The 19,919-nt window shown below is 69.8% G+C and carries 21 protein-coding genes and 1 riboswitch; of the genes, 18 read left to right on the top strand and 3 right to left on the bottom strand.

Going from position 1 to position 19,919, the window contains the following annotated elements; translation table 11 throughout:
• The first annotated feature begins 51 nt into the window (after positions 1-51).
• The 4 genes from PHLH3_RS20670 (at position 52) to PHLH3_RS20655 (ending at position 2,361) form a co-directional block, all read left to right on the top strand.
• The gene (locus tag PHLH3_RS20670) at positions 52-663 is read left to right on the top strand and encodes a C40 family peptidase (protein WP_111262050.1); all 612 of its coding nucleotides are present in this window, start codon (positions 52-54) and stop codon (positions 661-663) included.
• Positions 664-837: 174 nt separating this feature from the next.
• Positions 838-1,365, top strand: a complete 528-nt coding sequence (locus PHLH3_RS20665) for a C40 family peptidase (protein WP_111262051.1) — start codon at positions 838-840, stop codon at positions 1,363-1,365.
• Positions 1,366-1,373: 8 nt separating this feature from the next.
• Entirely contained in the window at positions 1,374-2,036 is a 663-nt protein-coding gene (locus PHLH3_RS20660; protein WP_213625602.1) for a class I SAM-dependent methyltransferase, read from the top strand.
• Positions 2,037-2,040: 4 nt separating this feature from the next.
• On the top strand, positions 2,041-2,361 hold the full coding sequence (locus tag PHLH3_RS20655) for a hypothetical protein (RefSeq protein ID WP_213625601.1): 321 nt from the start codon (positions 2,041-2,043) through the stop codon (positions 2,359-2,361).
• 6 nt (positions 2,362-2,367) lie between these two features.
• Here PHLH3_RS20655 and PHLH3_RS20650 read toward each other — a convergent pair whose 3' ends face one another.
• Positions 2,368-2,703 carry a four-helix bundle copper-binding protein gene (locus tag PHLH3_RS20650; RefSeq protein WP_213625600.1) on the bottom strand — a complete coding sequence of 112 codons (336 nt, stop codon included), beginning with the start codon at positions 2,701-2,703 and terminating at the stop codon, positions 2,368-2,370.
• Between the two features lie 115 nt (positions 2,704-2,818).
• Positions 2,819-3,032: riboswitch (cobalamin riboswitch) on the top strand.
• 90 nt (positions 3,033-3,122) lie between these two features.
• Here PHLH3_RS20650 and btuB point away from each other — a divergent pair.
• From btuB to PHLH3_RS20595, 11 genes are read left to right on the top strand one after another with little or no spacing between them, the layout of a single operon-like run.
• A complete protein-coding gene (btuB, locus tag PHLH3_RS20645; RefSeq protein ID WP_244863088.1) occupies positions 3,123-4,958 on the top strand; it encodes a TonB-dependent vitamin B12 receptor in 1,836 nt (611 codons plus the stop codon).
• A gap of 11 nt (positions 4,959-4,969) precedes the next feature.
• The gene (cobO, locus tag PHLH3_RS20640; RefSeq protein WP_173177993.1) at positions 4,970-5,581 is read left to right on the top strand and encodes a cob(I)yrinic acid a,c-diamide adenosyltransferase; all 612 of its coding nucleotides are present in this window, start codon (positions 4,970-4,972) and stop codon (positions 5,579-5,581) included.
• Positions 5,578-6,876, top strand: a complete 1,299-nt coding sequence (locus tag PHLH3_RS20635) for a cobyrinate a,c-diamide synthase (protein WP_213630633.1) — start codon at positions 5,578-5,580, stop codon at positions 6,874-6,876. The genes cobO and PHLH3_RS20635 overlap by 4 nt, the downstream gene beginning before the upstream one ends.
• The gene (gene bluB / locus PHLH3_RS20630; RefSeq protein WP_213625598.1) at positions 6,873-7,523 is read left to right on the top strand and encodes a 5,6-dimethylbenzimidazole synthase; all 651 of its coding nucleotides are present in this window, start codon (positions 6,873-6,875) and stop codon (positions 7,521-7,523) included. The genes PHLH3_RS20635 and bluB overlap by 4 nt, the downstream gene beginning before the upstream one ends.
• On the top strand, positions 7,520-8,428 hold the full coding sequence (cbiB, locus tag PHLH3_RS20625; protein ID WP_213625597.1) for an adenosylcobinamide-phosphate synthase CbiB: 909 nt from the start codon (positions 7,520-7,522) through the stop codon (positions 8,426-8,428). The genes bluB and cbiB overlap by 4 nt, the downstream gene beginning before the upstream one ends.
• A complete protein-coding gene (gene cobD, locus PHLH3_RS20620; RefSeq protein ID WP_213625596.1) occupies positions 8,421-9,413 on the top strand; it encodes a threonine-phosphate decarboxylase CobD in 993 nt (330 codons plus the stop codon). Before cbiB ends, cobD begins: the two co-directional genes overlap by 8 nt.
• A complete protein-coding gene (locus PHLH3_RS20615; RefSeq protein ID WP_213625595.1) occupies positions 9,410-10,876 on the top strand; it encodes a cobyric acid synthase in 1,467 nt (488 codons plus the stop codon). The genes cobD and PHLH3_RS20615 overlap by 4 nt, the downstream gene beginning before the upstream one ends.
• Complete coding sequence (cobU, locus tag PHLH3_RS20610; RefSeq protein ID WP_213625594.1) at positions 10,869-11,390, top strand: bifunctional adenosylcobinamide kinase/adenosylcobinamide-phosphate guanylyltransferase; 522 nt, start codon at positions 10,869-10,871, stop codon at positions 11,388-11,390. The genes PHLH3_RS20615 and cobU overlap by 8 nt, the downstream gene beginning before the upstream one ends.
• A complete protein-coding gene (cobT, locus tag PHLH3_RS20605) occupies positions 11,387-12,445 on the top strand; it encodes a nicotinate-nucleotide--dimethylbenzimidazole phosphoribosyltransferase (protein ID WP_213625593.1) in 1,059 nt (352 codons plus the stop codon). The genes cobU and cobT overlap by 4 nt, the downstream gene beginning before the upstream one ends.
• Entirely contained in the window at positions 12,442-12,990 is a 549-nt protein-coding gene (gene cobC / locus PHLH3_RS20600) for an alpha-ribazole phosphatase family protein (protein ID WP_213625592.1), read from the top strand. The genes cobT and cobC overlap by 4 nt, the downstream gene beginning before the upstream one ends.
• Entirely contained in the window at positions 12,987-13,718 is a 732-nt protein-coding gene (locus PHLH3_RS20595; RefSeq protein WP_213625591.1) for an adenosylcobinamide-GDP ribazoletransferase, read from the top strand. Before cobC ends, PHLH3_RS20595 begins: the two co-directional genes overlap by 4 nt.
• A 33-nt stretch (positions 13,719-13,751) precedes the next feature.
• On the opposite strand, the gene sph is transcribed toward PHLH3_RS20595, so the two are convergent.
• Together sph and PHLH3_RS20585 are read right to left on the bottom strand one after the other, a co-directional pair.
• A complete protein-coding gene (sph, locus tag PHLH3_RS20590) occupies positions 13,752-15,311 on the bottom strand; it encodes a sphingomyelin phosphodiesterase (RefSeq protein ID WP_213625590.1) in 1,560 nt (519 codons plus the stop codon).
• A gap of 161 nt (positions 15,312-15,472) precedes the next feature.
• Positions 15,473-17,293: an acyl-CoA dehydrogenase C-terminal domain-containing protein gene (locus tag PHLH3_RS20585; protein WP_213625589.1), complete on the bottom strand. Its 1,821-nt coding sequence runs from the start codon at positions 17,291-17,293 to the stop codon at positions 15,473-15,475.
• A 162-nt stretch (positions 17,294-17,455) separates the two neighbouring features.
• Between PHLH3_RS20585 and PHLH3_RS20580 the strand changes: the two genes are divergently transcribed.
• The 3 genes from PHLH3_RS20580 to PHLH3_RS20570 all read left to right on the top strand — a co-directional run bounded on the left by PHLH3_RS20580 (position 17,456) and on the right by PHLH3_RS20570 (position 19,841).
• Positions 17,456-17,869, top strand: a complete 414-nt coding sequence (locus tag PHLH3_RS20580; protein WP_173178004.1) for a MarR family winged helix-turn-helix transcriptional regulator — start codon at positions 17,456-17,458, stop codon at positions 17,867-17,869.
• Between the two features lie 43 nt (positions 17,870-17,912).
• Positions 17,913-19,112 (top strand): MFS transporter, encoded by a 1,200-nt coding sequence (locus tag PHLH3_RS20575; protein WP_213625588.1) that lies wholly within the window; start codon positions 17,913-17,915, stop codon positions 19,110-19,112.
• Positions 19,113-19,289: 177 nt separating this feature from the next.
• On the top strand, positions 19,290-19,841 hold the full coding sequence (locus PHLH3_RS20570; protein ID WP_173178006.1) for a glutathione peroxidase: 552 nt from the start codon (positions 19,290-19,292) through the stop codon (positions 19,839-19,841).
• Positions 19,842-19,919 lie beyond the last annotated feature (78 nt).

The raw sequence follows: 19,919 nt of genomic DNA, 5'->3' as shown, positions 1-19,919 counted from the left end.
CGATAGAGGGCATATTCGCGCCTTCTTATAATTTTCGACACGGTCGTGCCCATGCTCAGTCGCTTCGCACCCCTCGTGCCTATCACGTTTGCACTGTTTCTCACCGCTTGCGCCGGCGTCTCGCCGAAGCCGCAAGTAGCCGCCACTCCGGAGCCCCAGGCCGCCATCGAAGAGCCGAGCGTCCAGGACATGGCGGACATGATGGACGACGAGCCCTACCAGCTGCCGTCCCTCGCCGACAACGTTCTCGAGCGTGGCTTCGAACTGGTGGGCACCCCCTACCGCTTCGGTGGCCGTTCCCTGAAGACCGGCTTCGATTGCAGCGGCTTCGTCGGCTACCTGTTCAAGGAGGAGGCGGGCATCCAGCTGCCGCGCTCCACCCGCGAGATGATCAACCTCGATGCACCGGTCATCGCGCGCAGCGAGCTGAAGCCGGGCGATATCGTCTTCTTCAACAACCGTGGCCGTGGCCGCGTCAGCCACGCCGGCATCTACATCGGCGACGACCAGTTCATCCACTCCTCCAGCCATCGCAGCGGCGGTGTGCGGGTCGACAGCCTGGATGACCGCTACTGGAGCGCGAGCTACATGGAAGCCAAGCGCGTCCTGGCGCAGGTTTCCCCGTCGATGAACGCCTCGGCGCAAGGCTCGATGCACCGCTGATAGCGATCCTGATCCACCCATCGGCCCGGACCCTGTTCCGGGCCGATTCGTTTCCGCCTTCTTCTATATAGGTCCGGGTTGCCGCCCAAGCGCAGCGGCGATGGCTTTTTGCTTGCATTATTCGAGCGGTATCAGCAAATTAGCGAGCAAACCTCAAGTCAGGACTGACTTGCCATGCCCGCATTGCACCGTCTCGCCCTCATCGCGCTGCTCGCCCTCCTCGGTGCCTGCTCCAGCCATGCGCCGGCTCCCGCTCCCGTCTACACCCCGCCCGTGGTCCAGGCGCCGTCCTCGCCAGCGGCCGATGACGTGCTGTTCCGTGCACTCGGCCTGGTGGGCACCCCCTATCGCTACGGTGGCAACACCCCGGACAGCGGCTTCGACTGCAGCGGCCTGATCGGCTACGTCTACCGCGACGCCGCCGGCATCAGCCTGCCGCGTTCCACCCGCGAGCTCATCGCCATGCGCGTGCCGACCATCGGCATGAACGCCCTGCAGAGCGGCGACCTGGTGTTCTTCGCCACCAACGGCGGCGGCCAGGTCAGCCACGCCGGCATCTACGTGGGCGAGGGGCGCTTCGTCCACGCGCCCTCCAGCGGCGGAACGGTGCGCCTCGACAGCCTGTCCAACAGCTACTGGCAGAAAAGCTACCTGAACGCCAAGCGCGTGCTGCTCGATTCGCACCTGGCGAGCACGCCCTGAGAGGCTGCATGACCACCCGGACGCTCAACCTCGACGACGACCTCTACCGCTACCTGATCGACGTTTCCCTGCGCGAGACGCCATTGCTCGCGCGCCTGCGCGAGGAAACAGCGCTGCTGCCCACCGCGCGCTGGCAGATCGCCCCCGAGCAGGGCCAGTTCATGGCCATGCTGGTGCGGCTCACCGGAGCGCGACGCATCCTGGAAGTCGGCACCTTCACCGGCTACAGCGCCCTGGTGATGGCCGAAGCGATGCCGGCGGACGGCCGCATCCTCTGCTGCGACCTGCCCGGCGACTACAACGCCGTCGCCCGGCGCTACTGGCAGGAGGCGGGCGTCGAGGACTGCATCGACCTGCACCTGGCCCCGGCCCTAGAAACCCTCGGCCGCCTGGAGCGGGACGGGCAGGCCGGCAGCTTCGACCTGATCTTCATCGACGCCGACAAGGCCAACTACCCCGCCTACCTGGAACACGCCCTGGCCCTGGTGCGCAGCGGCGGCCTGGTGCTGTTCGACAACGTGCTGTGGAGCGGCCGCGTGCTGGAGGCCAACCCCGACAGCGCCGACACCCGCGCCATCCAGGCCCTGAACCGCGCGCTCAAGACCGATGCCCGCATCGACCTCTCGCTGCTCCCCATCGGCGACGGGCTGACCCTCTGCCGCAAGCGCTGAGCCCATGGCCGAGCCCATCCGCCTGCCGCCCCAGCCGGACGCCTGCGAGCTCTGCCGGCGCGCTGCGCCCCTGACCCGCCACCACCTGATCCCCAAGGCCCTGCACGGCAAGACCTACGTGCAGAAGCGCTTCGCCCGCAGCGAGCGCATCACCGCCACCCTCTGGGTCTGCCGTCCCTGCCACAACCAGATCCACCGCCTGTTCAGCGAAAAGGAACTGGCGCTGACCTACAACAGCCGCGAGGCGCTGATGGCCGACGAGCGCCTGCGCACCTTCGTCGACTGGCTGGCGGGCAAGCCGGCGGGGTTCGAGCCGAGGCATTGAGCGGCGTCAAGCCGCCTTCGCCATCGCCTCGCACTCCTCCACGCAGCGCTGGCAGGCCTGCGCGCATTCCTGGCAGTGGTCGTGGTCGTGCTTGGCGCATTCCTCGGCGCAGGCCTGGCAGGCGATGGCGCAGAGGCGGCAGATCTCGTCGGCCAGCGGGCTGTCGCGGGCCATCAGCAGGGCGGCGAGGCGGCACAGGTCGGCGCAGTCGCGGTCGGTGCGGATGCACAGCGCCATGTGCGCGGCGTCTTCCTCGCGCAGGCAGGAGGCGGCGCAGTGTTCGCAGGCGATGGCGCAGGCGTTGCAGGCCTGGATGCAGGAGGCATAGCGTTCGCGGATCATCGGAAGTCTCCTCATGGAGTGGGTCCTGTTGAGTGGACGCAGGCCCGCGGCCATCGGTTCGACCCTTTTTTCCGCCTGCCGCCCGTCGATTGACCCTGACCACAGCGGCCACTAAGCTGCGCGCCTTGCACCAGGTGCCCCGCGGCCATGCCGCCGGGGTGAAACAGGGAAGCCGGTCCATTCTCCCGAAGAATCCGGCGCTGCCCCCGCAACGGTAGGCGAGTCATCCACCGCATCCAGCCACTGTGCCCCGGCATGGGAAGGCGCGGTCGGGGAACCGACGGTTCCACTCGCAAGCCCGGAGACCGGCCTGGTGTGACTGCGCATGGGATCGCCCCATGCATCACCCCAGGAGGTCGCGCGGGTGGCGCGACGGAGACCGAATCTTGAACCGAAACGCTTCCCCGAGGCCGGCGCTGCTGGCTGTTCTCGGCATCTCGTGCATTGCCCCGCTGGCCGCAGCGCCCCTCGAACTCGACGAGCAGGTGGTCACCGCCACCCGCAGCGAGCAGCCCGTGCGCGCCAGCCTGGCCGCCACCACCGTGATCGACCGCGAGGCCATCGAGCGCAGCCAGGCCAGCTCGCTGCCGGAACTGCTGCGCAAGGTGCCGGGCGTCACCCTCGGCAACAATGGCGGCCCGGGCAAGAACACCACGCTGTTCATGCGTGGCAGCGAATCCGACCACGTGCTGGTGCTGGTCGATGGCGTCAAGGTCGGCTCCGTCAGCGCCGGGCTCGCGGCCTTCCAGGACCTGCCGGTGGAGCTGATCGAGCGCATCGAAGTGGTCCGTGGCCCGCGCTCCAGCCTCTACGGCTCCGAAGCCATCGGCGGGGTGATCCAGATATTCACCCGCAAGGGGCATGGCGACGGCGCGGCCAAGCCCTGGTTCTCCGCCGGCTACGGCACCCATGACACCTATCAGGGCAGCGCCGGTGTGGCCGGTGGCGACGAGCAGGCCTGGTACAACCTCGGCGTCAGCAGCCAGGACACCGACGGCATCAACTCCCGCCGCCAGGGCAGCAACTACTACGAGCCCGACGCCGACGGCTACCGCAACCTGTCCGGCACCCTGAACGCCGGTGTGCAACTCGGTGGGCTGGCGCTGGACGGTACGCTGATGCGCGCCAAGGCCCATAACGACTACGACGACATCGACAACGGTGGTTACCTGCATCCCCTCGGCGGCCACGGCGCCAACGCCGACAACCGCCAGGAAGTGATCGGCGGCCGCGCCCGCTTCAGCCCCCAGGACATCTGGAACATCACCCTCCGGGCCGGTCGCAGCGAAGACAAGTCCACCAGCCACACCGATGGCCTGTTCGACGCCCGCTTCGACTCCAAGCGCGACAGCGCTTCCTGGCTCAACGACCTGACCCTCGCCGAAGGCCATGTGCTGACCCTGGGCTACGACTGGCAGCGCGACCAGGTCAGCAGCTCCACCGCCTTCGAGCAGGACTCGCGCCGCAACCAGGGCTGGTTCGCCCAGTACCTGGGGCAGGCCGGCCAGCAGGACTGGCAGCTGTCGCTGCGCCGTGACGACAACGAACAGTTCGGCACCCACGACACCGGCAGCGCCGCCTGGGGCTATGCGCTCAGCGACGCGTTGCGCTTCAGCCTCGGCTACGGCACCGCCTTCAAGGCGCCCAGCTTCAACGAGCTGTACTACCCCGGCTACGGCAACCCGGGCCTGGATGCGGAAACCTCCGAGAGCTTCGAGGCTGCGCTCACCGGGCAGCATGACTGGGGCAACTGGTCGATCAACGCCTACCGCACCCATGTCGACGACCTGATCGCCTACGACTCCACTCTCGGCCCGTACGGCGGCCCCAACAACATCGGCAAGGCCCGCATCGACGGCCTCGAACTGGTGCTCGGCAGCCAATTGCTGGGCTGGGACTGGAACGCCAACGCCACCTTCATCGACGCCGAGAACCGCGACCACGGCAGCAACGCCGGCAACGAGCTGCCGCGTCGCCCGCAGCAGAGCTTCAACCTCGACCTCGACCGGCGCATCGGCCGCTTCGGCCTGGGCGCCACGTTGCACGCCGAAGGCCGCAGCTACGACGATTTGGCCAACCGCAACCAGGTGGCCGGCTACGCCACCCTCGACCTGCGCGGCGAGTACTGGCTGACCGAGGAATGGCGCCTGCAGGCCAAGGTCACCAACCTGCTGGATGCCGACTACGAAACCGCGCTGGACTACAACCAGCCCGGGCAGGCAGTGTTCTTCAGCGTCCGCTACCAAGCCCTCTGACAGGAGCCCCCATGACCGAATCCATCGAACGCGATGCCCGCCACAAGGCGCGCATGCAGCGCAAGAAAGCCCTGATCGACGAGAAGATCGCCCAGGCCCAGGACGAATACGGCCTGTTGCTAGTGCACACCGGCAACGGCAAGGGCAAGAGCAGCTCGGCCTTCGGCATGGTCGCCCGCGCCCTCGGGCACGGGGTGAAGGTGGGGGTGGTGCAGTTCATCAAGGGCGGCATGTCCACCGGCGAGGAAGCCTTCTTCCGCCGCTTCCCGGACGAGGTCGCCTACCACGTGATGGGCGAGGGCTACACCTGGGACACCCAGGACCGCCAGCGCGACATCGAGAAGGCGCAGCAGGCCTGGGCCGTCGCGGCGCAGCTGCTCAACGACCCGCAGGTCGGCCTGGTGGTGCTGGACGAGCTGAACATCGCCCTCAAGCACGGCTACCTGGACCTGGAGACCGTGCTCCGCGACATCGAATCGCGCCCCGAGCTGCAGCACGTGGTCGCCACCGGTCGTGGTGCGCCCCAGGGCCTGATCGACGCCGCCGACACCGTCACCGAGATGAGCCTGGTCAAGCACGCGTTCAAATCCGGGGTGAAGGCGCAGAAAGGGGTGGAATTCTGAGCACCTCCACGCGCCATTGCCCGGCCCTGCTGATCGCCGCGCCGGCGTCCGGCCAGGGCAAGACCACCGTCACCGCCGCCCTGGCGCGCCTGCACGCCCGCCAGGGCAAGCGCGTGCGGGTGTTCAAGTGCGGGCCGGATTTCCTCGACCCGATGATCCTCGCCCGCGCCTCCGGCGCACCGGTCTACCAGCTGGACCTGTGGATGATCGGCGAGGCGGAGAGCCGCCGCCTGCTCTGGGAAGCCGCCGCCGAGGCCGACCTGATCCTCATCGAGGGCGTGATGGGGCTGTTCGACGGCTCGCCCTCGGCCGCCGATCTCGCCCGCTGCTTCGGCGTGCCGGTGATGGCGGTGATCAACGGTGCCGCCATGGCCCAGACCTTCGGTGCCCTGGCCGTGGGCCTCGCCACCTACCAGCCGGGCCTGCCGTTCTCCGGCGTGCTCGGCAACCGGGTCGGCAGCCAGCGTCACAGCGACCTCATCCGCGACAGCCTGCCGGGCTGGATCCGCTGGTACGGCTCCCTGCCGCGCAGCGCCGAGGTCGAGCTGCCCAGTCGCCACCTGGGGCTGGTGCAGGCCGAGGAGCTGGCCGACCTGGACGCACGCCTGGACGCCGCCGCCGATGCCCTGGCCGCCAGCGCCTCGGTGGAGCTGCCGCCGGCCGTGGCCTTCGAGGCGCCGCCCGCCCAGGCGCTGCGACCGACCCTGGAAGGCGTGCGCATCGGCGTCGCCCGCGACACCTCCTTCGCCTTCACCTACCAGGCCAACCTCGACCTGCTGCGCACCCTCGGTGCGGAGCTGCGGTTCTTCTCGCCACTGACCGACACCGCCCTGCCCGAGGTGGACAGCCTCTACCTGCCCGGCGGCTACCCCGAGCTGCACCTGGCGCCGCTGGCGGAAAACCGCGCCATGGCCGAGGCGGTCCGTGCCCACCATCAGGCCGGCAAGCCGATCCTCGCCGAGTGCGGCGGCATGCTCTACCTGCTCGATGCACTGACCGACGCCGAGGGCGCGCGCGCCGAACTGGTCGGCCTGCTGCCCGGCAGCGCGGTGATGCAGAAGCGCCTGGTGGCCCTGGCCCTGCAGGAGGTCGAGCTGCCCGGCGGTGCGTTGCGTGGCCACACCTACCACCATTCGCGCCTCGACTCGCCGCTGCAGCCCCTGGCGCGCGGCACCTGCCCGAACGACAAGCCGGTGGCCGAGGCGGTGTTCCGCACCGGCCGCCTCACCGCGTCCTACATCCACTTCTACCTGCCGTCCAACCCCGCTGCGGCGGCGGAGCTCCTGCGCCCATGACCGACAACGCCTTCAGCCCCGAGGAGCGCGCCGCCGTCTACCGCGCCATCGCCGAGCGCCGCGACATGCGCCACTTCAGCGGCGGCGAGGTGGCCCCCGAGCTGCTCGCGCGCCTGCTGGAGGCGGCGCACCAGGCGCCCAGCGTCGGCCTGATGCAGCCCTGGCGCTTCATCCGCGTCACCGAGCCGGCGCTGCGCGAAGACATCCACGGCCTGGTGGAAGCGGAGCGGGTGCGCACCGCCGAGGCCCTGGGCGAGCGCTCCGACGAATTCATGCGGCTGAAGGTCGAAGGCATCCGCGACTGCACCGAGCTGCTGGTCGCCGCGCTGATGGATGGGCGCGAGGCGCATGTCTTCGGGCGACGCACGCTGCCGGAAATGGATATGGCGTCGCTGGCCTGCGCGATTCAGAATCTCTGGCTCGCCGCCCGTGCCGAAGGCCTGGGCCTGGGCTGGGTCTCGCTGTTCGACCCGCAAGCCCTGGCCGACCTGCTCCGCATGCCGCCCGGAAGCAAGCCCCTGGCGGTGCTCTGCCTGGGCCCGGTCGAGGCCTTCTACCCGGCGCCGATGCTGGCGCTGGAAGGCTGGGCGCAACCGCGTCCGTTGTCCGAACTGCTGTTCGAGAACCAGTGGGGAAACAAGGAATGAGCCTGGGCATGCTGACATTGGCCGCCGTGGTGCTGGACGCCGTCTTCGGCGAGCCGCGCCGCTGGCACCCGCTGGTGGCCTTCGGTGACTGGGCCAAGCGCCTGGAGCAGCGCTTCAACCCTGGCGGCCGTGGCTGGCGCAGCCATGGCGTCAGCGCCTGGGTGATCGCCGTGCTGCCGCTGACCCTGGCGGCCTGGTGGCTGGCCGAGCTGCCCTGGGTCGGCACCCTGGTGGGCGTGGTCGCGCTCTATGCCGCCATCGGCCTGCGCAGCCTCAACGAACACGCCGAGCCCGTGGCCGTGGCGTTGCAGGGCGGCGACCTGGACGAGGCGCGCCGTCGCGTCGGCTACATGGTCAGCCGCGAGACCCGCGAGCTGGACGAGAGCGCCGTGGCCCGCGCCGCCACCGAATCGGTGCTGGAGAACGGCAGCGACGCGGTGTTCGCCGCGCTGTTCTGGTTCGCCGTGGCCGGCGCGCCGGGCGTGGTGCTGTACCGCCTGAGCAATACCCTCGACGCCATGTGGGGCTATCGCAACGAGCGCTTCGAGCGTTTCGGCTGGGCCGCCGCGCGCATCGACGACGTCCTCAATTTCATTCCCGCGCGCCTGGTCGCACTGACCTATGCGCTGCTCGGCAAGACGGCGCTGGCGCTGCATTGCTGGCGCAAGCAGGCGCCGCTCTGGGACAGCCCCAACGCCGGCCCGGTGATGGCCGCCGGCGCCGGTGCGCTGGGCGTGCAACTGGGCGGGCCGGCCGTGTACCACGGCGAGCTGCACGAGCGCCCGTGCCTGGGGCAGGGCGAGCCCGCGCGCGCCGAGGACATCGGCCGTGGCATGGACCTGGTGCGCCAGGGCGTGATGCTCTGGGTGGGCGTTCTGATCATCGGAGGATGGCTCGTTGCTTGAGCATGGAGGCAGGCTGCGCGCCGCCGCGCAGCGTTATCGCATTCCCGAGGCGGACTGGCTCGACCTCTCCACCGGCATCGCCCCCTACGGCTGGACCCTGCCCGAGGTGCCCGCCGCGGCCTGGGCGCGCCTGCCCGAGCGCGACGACGGCCTGGAAGAGGCCGCGCGCCAGTACTACCGCGCCCCGTCTTTGCTGCCGGTGGCCGGCTCCCAGGCCGCCATCCAGGCGCTGCCACGCCTGCGTCGCACGTCCCAGGTGGGCATCCTCTCGCCTTGCTACGCCGAGCACAGTGCCGCCTGGCGCCGGGTCGGCCATCGCCTGGAAGAGATCAGCGAGGCCGGCGCGCGCCGTGCCATCGACCGTCTCGACGTGCTGGTGGTGGTCAACCCCAACAACCCCACCGGCCAGCGTTACTCCCCGGAGCTGCTGCTGGACTGGCATGCGCGCCTGGCCGAGCGTGGCGGCTGGCTGGTGGTGGACGAAGCCTTCATGGACTGCACCGGCGACCAGAGCCTGGCGCGGGTCAGCCACCTGCCCGGGCTCATCGTGCTGCGCTCCTTCGGCAAGTTCTTCGGCCTCGCCGGGTTGCGCCTGGGCTTCGCCTGCGCCGCTCCCGAGCTGCTCGACGAGATGGAGGAACTGCTCGGCCCCTGGGCGGTCAGCGGCCCGGCGCGGGCCATCGCCAAGGGCCTGCTGCAGGATGTCGACGGCCAGGCCCGGCAGCGCGAGCGCCTGCTGCGGGACGGCCAGCGCCTGGCCCGCCTGCTCGGCAGCCGTGGCCTGCAACCCACCGGCGGCTGCTCGCTGTTCCAGTGGGTCGCCATGCCCCACGCCGGGGTGGTGCACGAATACCTCGCCGCCCACGGCATCCTCACCCGGTTGTTCCTCACGCCGTCGAGCCTGCGTTTCGGCCTGCCGCCCGACGAGGCCGGCTGGCAGCGCCTGGACACCGTGCTGAGCGGCTTCGCCCGGGAGCTCGCATGACCACGCTGATGGTGCAGGGCACCACCTCCGACGCCGGCAAGAGCACCCTGGTGACCGCGCTGTGCCGCTGGCTCAAGCGCCAGGGTGTGGCAGTGGTGCCGTTCAAGCCGCAGAACATGGCGCTCAACAGCGCGGTGACCGCCGACGGCGGCGAGATCGGCCGCGCCCAGGCGGTGCAGGCCCAGGCCTGCGGGCTGGCGCCGCACACCGACATGAACCCGGTGCTGCTCAAGCCCAACACCGACACCGGTGCCCAGGTGATCATCCATGGCCGCGCCGTCACCTCGATGAACGCCGTCGCCTACCACGACTACAAGAAGGTCGCCATGCAGGCGGTGCTGGCCTCCCACCAGCGCCTGGAGGCCGGCTACCGGGTGGTGATGGTGGAGGGCGCCGGCTCCCCGGCGGAGATCAACCTGCGCGCCAACGACATCGCCAACATGGGCTTCGCCGAGGCGGTGGACTGCCCGGTGATCCTCATCGCCGACATCGACCGGGGCGGCGTCTTCGCCCATCTGGTGGGCACCCTGGCGCTGCTCTCGGAGAGCGAGCAGGCACGGGTGAAGGGTTTCGTGATCAACCGCTTCCGGGGCGACATCGCCTTGCTGCAACCCGGCCTCGACTGGCTGGAGGCGCGTACCGGCAAGCCGGTGCTCGGGGTGCTGCCCTACATCACCGACTTCCACCTGGAGGCCGAGGACGCCATCGACCGCCGCCAGGACGCCAAGCCCCGCGAGGCGTTGAAGGTGGTGGTGCCGGTGCTGCCGCGCATCAGCAACCACACCGATTTCGACCCGCTGCGCCTGCACCCCCAGGTGCAGCTGACCCTGGTCGGCCCGGGGCAGGCGCTGCCACCGGCGGACCTGATCATCCTGCCCGGCTCCAAGAGCGTGCGTGCCGACCTGGCCTTCCTCCGCGCGCAGGGTTGGGACACGGCCATCGCCCGCCACCTGCGCTACGGCGGCAAGCTGCTGGGCATCTGCGGCGGCCTGCAGATGCTCGGCGAGCGCATCGACGACCCCCACGGCCTGGAAGGGCCCGCCGGCAGCAGCGCCGGCCTCGGCCTGCTCGCCTTCGACACGGTGCTGGAGCCGGAGAAGCAGCTGCGCAACGTGCGTGGCCGCCTGGGCCTGGAAGGTGCCGCGGTGACCGGCTACGAAATCCACGCCGGGGTCAGCCGTGGCGCCGCCCTGGAGCGGCCCGCCGCGCAACTGGACGACGGCCGCTGCGACGGCGCCGTGAGCGAGGACGGCCAGGTGCTCGGCACCTACCTGCATGGCCTGTTCGAGGCTGCCGAGGCCCGTGACGCGCTGCTGCGCTGGGCCGGCCTCGCCGAGGTGCAGGCCGTGGACTACCCGGCGCTGCGCGAGCGCGACATCGAGCGCCTGGCCGATCAGGTCGAGCGCCACCTGGATACCGACCTGCTGCGCCGCCTCTGCGGCCTGGAGCCCGCCCATGGCTGAACTCATCCTCGGTGGCGCCCGTTCGGGCAAAAGCCGCCTGGCCGAACGCCTCGCCGGCGAGTCGGGCCTGGCCGTCACCTACATCGCCACCAGCCAGCCGCTGGACGGCGAGATGAGTGCCCGCGTGGCCAGCCACCGTGCCCGGCGCCCCGACCATTGGGGCCTGGTGGAGGAACCCACCGAACTGGCTCGGGTGCTGCGCGAGCACGCGGCCCCCGGCACCTGCCTGCTGGTGGACTGCCTGACCCTGTGGCTGACCAACTTGCTGATGCTGGAGGACGAGGCGCGCCTCGTCGCCGAGCGCGACGCCCTGCTGGCCTGCATCGGCGAGCTGCCGGGGCGGGTGCTGCTGGTGAGCAATGAAACCGGCCTCGGGGTCGTGCCCCTGGGCGAACTGACCCGCCGCTACGTCGATGAAGCCGGTTGGCTGCACCAGGCCCTGGCCGAGCGCTGCACCCGCGTGACCTTCACCGTCGCCGGCCTGCCCATGCTGTTGAAGGGAGAGCCCCTATGACCCCACTCGCGTGGTGGTTGGCCGAGTGCCAGCCCCAGGACCATGTCGCCCGCACCCGGGCCCAGGCCCGCCAGGACCAGCTGACCAAGCCGCGAGGCGCCCTGGGCCAGCTGGAAGGCCTGGCGATCACCCTCGCTTCGATGCAGGGCAGTGATCGCCCCGAGGTCGCGCGGCCCTGGTTCGCCGTGTTCGCCGGCGACCACGGCGTGGTGGAGGAGGGCGTTTCCGCCTACCCGCAGGCGGTGACCGGCGAGATGCTGCGCAACTTCGTGCGTGGCGGCGCGGCCATCAACGTGCTGGCCCACCGCCTGGGGGCGACCCTGGAGTTGGTCGACCTGGGCACCGCCGTGCCGCTGGAGCGCTTGCCTGGCGTGCTGCACCTGGGCCTGGGCGCCGGCACCGCCAACTTCGCCCGCGAACCGGCGATGAGCGATGCCCAGTGCCTGGCCGCGCTGGAGGCTGGCCGCGCCAGTGCCGAGCGTGCGGTGGACTCGGGGGCCGACATCTACCTCGGCGGCGAGATGGGCATCGGCAATACCACCGCCGCCAGCGCCCTGGCCTGCGCGCTGCTGGGCACCCTGGCGGCACAACTGGTCGGCCCCGGCACCGGGCTGGACGACAAGGGCGTGCAGCACAAGGCCGAGGTGATCGAACGCGCCCTGGCCCTGCACAGGCCCCATTGCCATGGCCCGCTGGAAAGCCTGCGCCGCCTCGGTGGCTTCGAGGTCGCGGCCCTGGCTGGCGCCTACCTCGGCTGCGCCCAGCGCGGCATCCCGGTGCTGGTGGACGGCTTCATCTGCAGCGTCGCCGCGCTCTGCGCCGTGCGCATGAACCCCGCCTGCCGCGACTGGCTGCTGTTCTCCCACCGTTCCGCCGAGCCGGGCCACCAGGCCGTGCTGGCGGAGCTGCAGGCGCAAACCCTGCTCGACCTCGGCCTGCGCCTGGGTGAGGGCAGTGGCGCCGCCATCGCCTTGCCGCTGCTGCGCCTGGCCTGCGACCTGCACAACGGCATGGCCACCTTCGCCGAGGCCGCCGTCTCGGATCGCCCGGCATGAGCCTGGTCATCGACCTGCTGCGCCACGGCGAAACCGAGCTGGGCGCGGGCTTTCGCGGCAGCCTGGACGATGCCCTGACCGAAACCGGCTGGGCGCAGATGCGTGGTGCGGTGAAGGGGGCCGGCCCCTGGGACGGCATCGTCAGCTCGCCGTTGCAGCGTTGCGCGCGCTTCGCCGAGGAGCTGGCCGGGCGCCTGGACCTGCCGCTGGGTTTCGACGCCGACCTGCGCGAGCTGCATTTCGGCGCCTGGGAAGGCCGCACCGCCACCCAACTGATGGCTACCGATGAGGCCGGCCTGGGCCTGTTCTGGAACGACCCCTACAGCTTCACCCCGCCCGACGGCGAGACGCTGCTCGACTTCGAGGCCCGCGTTCACGCGGCGGCGGCGCGTTTGCAGGAAGGCTTCGCCGGCCAGCGCCTGCTGGTGGTCAGCCACGGCGGGGTGATCCGCCTGCTGCTGGCCCGCGCACGGGGCCTGCCACGGGCCCAGCTGATGCAGGTGGAGGTGCCCCACGCGACCTTGCACCGGATCGTTTTGCCATGACCCCGCTGCTGATCGCCTTGCAGTTCCTCACCCGCCTGCCGGTGCGCCTGCCGGGCATGCCCGAGCCGCAGCAGATCGGTCGCTCATTGCTGTTCTACCCGCTGGTGGGATTGCTGCTGGGCCTGACGCTGCTGGCGCTGGAGTGGGTGCTGGGCGATACCTCGACGCTGCTCGAGGCCGCGCTGCTGCTGGCCGCCTGGGTGGCGCTGAGCGGTGGCCTGCACCTGGATGGCCTGGCCGATACGGCGGACGCCTGGGTGGGCGGCTACGGTGACCGCGAACGCACCCTGGCGATCATGAAGGACCCGCGCAGCGGCCCCATCGCCGTGGTCGTATTGGTGCTGGTCCTGCTGCTGAAGTTCGCCGCGCTGGTGGCGCTGCTGGAGCAGGGGCCGATCGCCGCGCTGCTGCTGGCACCCTGGCTGGCGCGGGCGCTGCTGCCACTGCTGTTCATGACCACGCCCTATGTGCGCCCCGGTGGGCTGGGGCAGGCGCTGGCCGAGCACTTGCCGCGCCGGGAGCTGCCCTGGGTGCTGGGCGCCCATGCGCTGCTGGGGCTGGTGTTCGGCTGGGTGGCGCTGGTCGCGCTGGTGGCGGCGCTGGCGCTGTTCGCCGGGTGGCGCCGTGGCTTGCTGCGGCGACTCGGCGGCACCACCGGCGACACTGCCGGGGCGCTGGTGGAACTGGCCGAGGTGGCCGTGCTGGTGGCGCTGGCGCTGCTGGGGTGAAAACGCCAGGGCGCAACGCCCCGGCGCGGTGGTTCAGAAACGCAACCTGTCGTACCAGTTCTCGTAGACCGCGGTCGGCGCCACTTCGACGCGGAAGCGGCTGGCGTCCCGGGCCTCGCCCCAGAGGAACAGGTGGTCCTTCCAGGCGCCGTCGGGCCAGATCTTCAGGTAGTAGTCGCGCCCGGGCAGGGGGCGCTGGCCGCTGTAGTCGATCAACGCCACCTGGTCGCCATCCTTCAGGCATTGCCCCTGGTCGTTGTCGATCTGCACGCGCAGGTGGCGCGAGGGTTTCCCGGCGGCGGGGTAGTAGCCGTACTTGCCGGCGCCGTGTTCGTACCAGGTGAGGAAATGGCCCGGGTAGGCGCGGGATTCCAGGGTCACGTAGTCGCCGTTGCGCACGCAGAAGCTGGCGAAGTGGTCCCAGTCGTTGAGGCTGAAGGTGCTGGCGTCGTCGCGGCCGTTGCCGGTGACGGTGACCCAGTTGGTCGCCTTTGCCCCGCTGCGCAGGGCGTTGCCGTTTTCGAGGCTGCGCAGCACCACGCGGGCGTAGCGGTTGTCGGTGGGCTTGAAGGCCCGCTGAGGCGTGCGCTGCGGATCGGCATAGGTGAAGGCGGCCACCGGGTAGTGGTCGGAGTAGTCCTGGTAGTGCCAGGTGTTGACGCCGTCGCTGGCGCTCCAGCGCGGGGAGGGGGTGTCCAGCGCCTGGTTGTGCCAGTACGAAACCTGGCCGTGGCGGTTGGAGACCAGGATGTAGTCGAGGTACTCCGGCGGGTTGGACGGCGCCTTGCCGGGGCCGTTGTCCTTGTAGGGGTACTGGTAGCCGGTCACGCCGTTGCGCCGGGTGTCCCAGGTGGCGGGGGCGCCGGCGTAGCTGTCCGGTTCGCGCAGGTCCAGCTGGGCCAGCACGCGTGGGTACTCGGCGCTGCCGCGCACGACGTTGAGGTCGCCGCCGACGAACAGCACTTCGTTCGCGGGGATGTTCTGCCGGTCGATGAAGGCGCGCATTTCCCTGAACTGGCTTTCACGCACAGCCTGGCCGCCATCTGGGCAGGCCGCGTCGGCAGCCTGGGTGTGAGTGGCGATGACGTGGAACGGGCGCTCGCCGCGCATCACCTTGACGTACACGAAGCCCTTGTTGGCCAGGGCGTCTGCCCCGCAGGCATCGCGGTAGAGGTACTGCACCCGGCGCACGATGGGCCAGCGGCTGACGATGGCGACGCCGCCGTCCTCGGGCTTGGCGGCGGGGTTGCCGGTGCTCTCGTCCCAGCCGCTGGTGGCGCGGCCCAGCACCGGGGTCTGGTGCGGGTAACGGTCCTTCAGCCCGTTGAGCAGGATGTCCGAGGCTGTGTTGTCGAACAGCTCGTTGAAGATGATCAGATCGCGTCCTTCCACATAGTCGGCCCGGGTCATCAGGCGCGCGCGCTCCTGGTTGTTCCAGCTGAACTTGAACGGCAGCGGCGTGAGGAAGAAGGCGTTGTGGGTCAGCAGGTCGAAGGCGTCAGGCCGGGGGGCGGGGGCGGCCGGGGCCTGGGGGGCGGTGAGCAGGGCGAGAAGGCTGAGCATCGTCCAGTTGATGCGCGTGGTCGTTGTCATCTGCATGTCCGAGATGAGTGGATGCGGAGGGCGGTGAGAGGCCACCACCCGATGGCGGACCGGCTACTGCTGTCCTTGATGTCCTTGTAGAAAACCTCAGCTGTTTTACAACGGTGTGTCATGGCGGGCCGCCGTGGGGGAGGCCCGTTCCAGCGGGTGGATCACTCGAAGAGGAAGTGCTCGTCCTGCAGCCCCATCACCGACTTCGTCGGCTTGAGCATGGCGCTGGCGTGGCCCTTGGCGCGGGGCAGGAGGCGGTCGAAGTAGAAGGCGCTGGTGGCCAGCTTGGCGCGGTAGAAGTCCTCGGACTCGGCGCCGCCTTCGCGCAGGCGGCGGCGTGCGGCGGCTTCCTGCAGGGCCCAGGCGTAGGCGAGGGCGGCGTAGCCGGAGTACATGAGGAAGTCATGGCTGGCGGTGCCCACCAGGTCACGGTCCTTGCGGGCGCGCAGGGCGATGCGCAGGGTCAGGACGTTCCACTGGCCGGCGAGCTTGAGCAGGGTCAGCGCGCGGCCGCGCATGGCCGGCTCGGTCTTCAGCAGGTCGAGGGCCAGGCGCCCCACCTGGCCGCTGAAGTCGCGCACGGCCTTGCCCTGGGTCATCAGCAGCACCTTGCGGCCCAGCAGGTCGAGGGCCTGGATGCCGGTGGTGCCTTCGTAGAGGGTGGCGATGCGGGCGTCGCGGACGATCTGCTCCATGCCGTGCTCGCGGATGTAGCCGTGGCCGCCGAATACCTGCATGCCGAGGTTGGCGCTCTCCAGGCCCAGTTCGGTCAGGCAGCCCTTGAGGATGGGGGTGAGGAAGCCGAGCTTGTCGTCCCAGTGTTCGTACTTGCCGGTGTCGCTCTGCAGGATGCCTTCGATCATGCGGTCGGCGTACTGGGTGGCGAGGTAGACCAGCGCGCGGCCGCCTTCGGCCACCGCCTTCTGGGTCAGCAGCATGCGGCGCACGTCGCCGTGGTGCATCAGTACGTCGGCCACCTCGCCCGGCTCCTTGGTGCCGGAAAGGGCGCGCATGGAGCGGCGCTCGCGGGCGTAGGCGAGGGCGCCCTGGTAGGCCAGTTCGGCGGTGGCGACGCCCTGGATGGCGGTGCCGATGCGGGCGCTGTTCATGAAGGTGAACATGCATTCCAGGCCCTTGTTCGGCGGGCCGATGAGGTAGCCGGTGGCGCCGTCGAAGTTCATTACGCAGGTGGCCGAGGCCTTGATGCCCATCTTCTTCTCCAGCGCGCCGCAACTGACGCCGTTGCGCGGGCCGAGGCCGCCGTCATCGCCCGGGAGGAACTTGGGCACGATGAACAGGGAGATGCCCCGGGTGCCCTTGGGCGCGTCGGGCAGGCGGGCGAGGACGATGTGGATGATGTTCTCGGTGAGGTCGTGGTCCCCGGAGGAGATGAAGATCTTGGTGCCGGTGAGGGCGTAGCTGCCGTCGGCGTTGGCTTCGGCGCGGGTCTTCACCTGGCCCAGGTCGGTGCCGCACTGGGGCTCGGTGAGGCACATGGTGCCGGCCCAGCGGCCTTCGGTGAGCGGGGTGAGGTAGGTGCGTTTCTGCTCCTCGGTGCCGTGCTGCATGAGGGTGTTCATGGCGCCGAGGGACAGGCCCGGGTACATGGAGAAGGGCCAGTTGGCGGTGCCGAGCATTTCCTGCTTGAGGGCGCCGAGGCTCATGGGCAGGCCCTGGCCGCCGTATTCCACCGGGTGCGAGAGGCCTTGCCAGCCACCTGCCACGTAGGCGTCGTAGGCTTCCTTGTAGCCCTTGGGCGTGCGCACTTCGCCGTTCTCCAGGTGGCAACCCTCCTCGTCGCCTGAGTGGTAGAGCGGGGCGATCACTTCCTCGCAGAGCTTCGCGCACTCGCCGAGGATGGCCTCGACCATGTCCGGCGTGGCCTCGCCGCCATTGGCCAGGGCCTGGTAGTGGGCGGGGAAGTCGAAGACCTCGTTGAGCAGGAAGCGGGTGTCGCGCAGGGGCGCCTTGTAGCTGGGCATCGGTGAACCTCGGAACGCAGGTGGCAGACCCGCCGATTTATACGGCGCCCTTGCCGGCACGGCCTTGGCAGCGATAACGGAGGCCTCTGGCAGTTCGGACAATGCCGCGCCGATGCGCGATTGCCATTGACGCCGGATTGATGCGGGTATATACACGCATCCATGATCACGACCCGATGCCTGTGCACGCGACTGCGTCGCGCCAGCCGCAACCTGACCCGCATCTACGACGACGCCCTGGAGAGCGTCGGGATCAACGTCGCCCAGTATTCGCTGCTGAACAACCTGCAGCGCCTCGACCAGCCGAGCATCACCGAGCTGGCCGAGGCGCTGGGGCTGGATCGCAGCACCCTCGGGCGCAACCTGCGGGTGCTGGAGGGCAAGGGCCTGGTGCGCATGGACGAGGGCGAGGACCAGCGCAACCGCCTGGTGGCCCTGACCACCGATGGCACGGCCTGCGTCGCGGCGGCGTTGCAGGCCTGGGAAGGCGTGCAGGCGCGGATGACCGAGCGCCTGGGCGATGAGCGACGCGACGCGCTGATGGCGCTGCTGGGCGAACTGGAATCCCTGGACTGATTTTTTCGCGATAACGCGGGTATATACCCGCAGAGGACATTCTATGACTTCCGTATGGCGCACGAGTGGCTGGATTCTCCTGGGGGCGTCGCTGATCCTCGCCCTGTCCCTGGGCATCCGCCACGGCTTCGGCCTGTTCCTGGCCCCGATGAGTGCCGAGTTCGGCTGGGGGCGCGAGGTGTTCGCCTTCGCCATCGCCCTGCAGAACCTGATCTGGGGCCTGGCACAGCCGGTGACCGGCGCCATCGCCGACCGCTTCGGGGCGATGAAGACGGTGATCATCGGCGGTGTGCTCTACGCCGTGGGACTGGTGCTGATGGGCTACTCCCACTCGCCGCTGGGGCTGTCGCTGAGCGCGGGGCTGCTGATCGGCATCGGCCTGTCGGGCACCTCCTTCTCGGTCATCCTCGGCGTGGTCGGCCGCGCGGTGCCGGCCCAGAAGCGCAGCATGGCCATGGGCATCGCCGCGGCGGCCGGCTCCTTCGGTCAGTTCGCCATGCTGCCGGGCACCCTCGGGCTGATCGGCTGGCTGGGCTGGTCCTCGGCGCTGCTGGCGCTGGGGTTGCTGGTGGCGCTGATCGTGCCGCTGGCGGGAATGCTCAAGGACAATCCGCTGCCGGTGGCCGCCCATGAGCAGACCCTGGGCGAGGCGCTGCGCGAGGCGTCCGGCCACTCCGGGTTCTGGCTGCTGGCGCTGGGTTTCTTCGTCTGCGGCTTCCAGGTGGTTTTCATCGGCGTGCACCTGCCGGCCTACCTGGTGGACCAGCACCTGCCGGCCCAGGTGGGCACCACGGTGCTGGCGCTGGTGGGGCTGTTCAACGTGTTCGGCACCTACATCGCCGGCTGGCTCGGTGGGCGCCTGTCCAAGCCGCGCCTGCTCACCGCGCTCTACCTGTTGCGGGCGGTGGTGATAGTCGCCTTCGTCTACTCGCCGTTGAGCATCTGGAGCGCCTACGCCTTCGGCGTCGCCATGGGGCTGCTGTGGCTCTCCACGGTCCCGCTGACCAACGGCACCGTGGCCACCCTGTTCGGCGTGCGCAACCTGTCGATGCTCGGTGGTATCGTCTTCCTCTTCCACCAGCTCGGCGCCTTCCTCGGCGGCTGGCTGGGCGGCTACCTCTATGACCACACGGGCAGCTACGAAATGGTCTGGCAGATTTCCATCCTCCTCAGCCTGGTGGCGGCGGCCCTGAACTGGCCGGTGCGCGAGCAGCCGGTGGCGCGGCTGCAGGCGCTGGCATGAGCCTGCGCCTTGGGTTGGCCTTCGGTGCCGGGGCGGCGCTGTTGCTGGCGCTGGCCTGGTGGGGCTGGCAGCGCGGCGGCCTGGCGCTGCTGCAACTGAACATGAGCCTCTGCTGATTGCCGCGAAGGCCCTGCGGGCGTAGCCTTTCGCCATTGCCCCTGCCTCGCGGAGCGCTCGATGAAATCCCTCCCTCTATTGCCTTTCCTGGCGCTGGTCGCCGCTCCCGTTCTGGCCGCCGAGTGCCCGCCGTTGCTCCAGCATTCGATGCAACAGCTGCGCTCGAAGGAGAACATCGACCTCTGCCAGCGCTTCGCCGGCAAACCGCTGGTGGTGGTCAACACCGCCAGCCACTGCGGTTTCACCCCTCAGTTCAAGGGCCTGGAGGCGCTCTACCAGCGCTACAAGGACGATGGCCTGGAAGTGCTCGGCGTGCCTTCCGACGACTTCAAGCAGGAGGCCGATGACAGCGCCGAGACGGCCAAGGTCTGCTACGTGAACTACGGCGTGACCTTCGCCATGACCCAGCCGCAACACGTCACCGGGGACGAGGCGACGCCGCTGTACCGCGACCTGATCGCGCAGTCCGGGCAGAGCCCGCGATGGAACTTCTACAAGTACGTGGTGGATCGCCAGGGCAAGGTGATCGCCCATTTCTCCAGCCTCACCAAGCCGGACGACGAGGACCTGGTGAAAGCGGTGGAGCAGGCCCTGGCCAGCGAGCCGCTGTGAGGGACTGCCTGCTCCGGTGAGGCTGTTCGCGGCACCCGGGGAGCGCGAAAGTTCCATGGCGCCGGATAAATATTTCCG

The sequence above is a fragment of the Pseudomonas sp. Pc102 genome, from assembly GCF_018408275.1.
In the GTDB taxonomy this organism is placed as follows: domain Bacteria; phylum Pseudomonadota; class Gammaproteobacteria; order Pseudomonadales; family Pseudomonadaceae; genus Metapseudomonas; species Metapseudomonas tohonis.
This window is presented reverse-complemented; position numbering and strand designations above follow the sequence as displayed.

Coding starts and splice junctions, on each gene's coding strand:
- PHLH3_RS20670 (WP_111262050.1), top strand. CDS start 52: ATGCTCAGTCGCTTCGCACCCCTCGTGCCTATCACGTTTGCACTGTTT.
- PHLH3_RS20665 (WP_111262051.1), top strand. CDS start 838: ATGCCCGCATTGCACCGTCTCGCCCTCATCGCGCTGCTCGCCCTCCTC.
- PHLH3_RS20660 (WP_213625602.1), top strand. CDS start 1,374: ATGACCACCCGGACGCTCAACCTCGACGACGACCTCTACCGCTACCTG.
- PHLH3_RS20655 (WP_213625601.1), top strand. CDS start 2,041: ATGGCCGAGCCCATCCGCCTGCCGCCCCAGCCGGACGCCTGCGAGCTC.
- PHLH3_RS20650 (WP_213625600.1), bottom strand. CDS start 2,703: ATGATCCGCGAACGCTATGCCTCCTGCATCCAGGCCTGCAACGCCTGC.
- cobO (WP_173177993.1), top strand. CDS start 4,970: ATGACCGAATCCATCGAACGCGATGCCCGCCACAAGGCGCGCATGCAG.
- bluB (WP_213625598.1), top strand. CDS start 6,873: ATGACCGACAACGCCTTCAGCCCCGAGGAGCGCGCCGCCGTCTACCGC.
- cbiB (WP_213625597.1), top strand. CDS start 7,520: ATGAGCCTGGGCATGCTGACATTGGCCGCCGTGGTGCTGGACGCCGTC.
- PHLH3_RS20615 (WP_213625595.1), top strand. CDS start 9,410: ATGACCACGCTGATGGTGCAGGGCACCACCTCCGACGCCGGCAAGAGC.
- cobU (WP_213625594.1), top strand. CDS start 10,869: ATGGCTGAACTCATCCTCGGTGGCGCCCGTTCGGGCAAAAGCCGCCTG.
- cobT (WP_213625593.1), top strand. CDS start 11,387: ATGACCCCACTCGCGTGGTGGTTGGCCGAGTGCCAGCCCCAGGACCAT.
- cobC (WP_213625592.1), top strand. CDS start 12,442: ATGAGCCTGGTCATCGACCTGCTGCGCCACGGCGAAACCGAGCTGGGC.
- PHLH3_RS20595 (WP_213625591.1), top strand. CDS start 12,987: ATGACCCCGCTGCTGATCGCCTTGCAGTTCCTCACCCGCCTGCCGGTG.
- sph (WP_213625590.1), bottom strand. CDS start 15,311: ATGACAACGACCACGCGCATCAACTGGACGATGCTCAGCCTTCTCGCC.
- PHLH3_RS20585 (WP_213625589.1), bottom strand. CDS start 17,293: ATGCCCAGCTACAAGGCGCCCCTGCGCGACACCCGCTTCCTGCTCAAC.
- PHLH3_RS20580 (WP_173178004.1), top strand. CDS start 17,456: ATGATCACGACCCGATGCCTGTGCACGCGACTGCGTCGCGCCAGCCGC.
- PHLH3_RS20575 (WP_213625588.1), top strand. CDS start 17,913: ATGACTTCCGTATGGCGCACGAGTGGCTGGATTCTCCTGGGGGCGTCG.
- PHLH3_RS20570 (WP_173178006.1), top strand. CDS start 19,290: ATGAAATCCCTCCCTCTATTGCCTTTCCTGGCGCTGGTCGCCGCTCCC.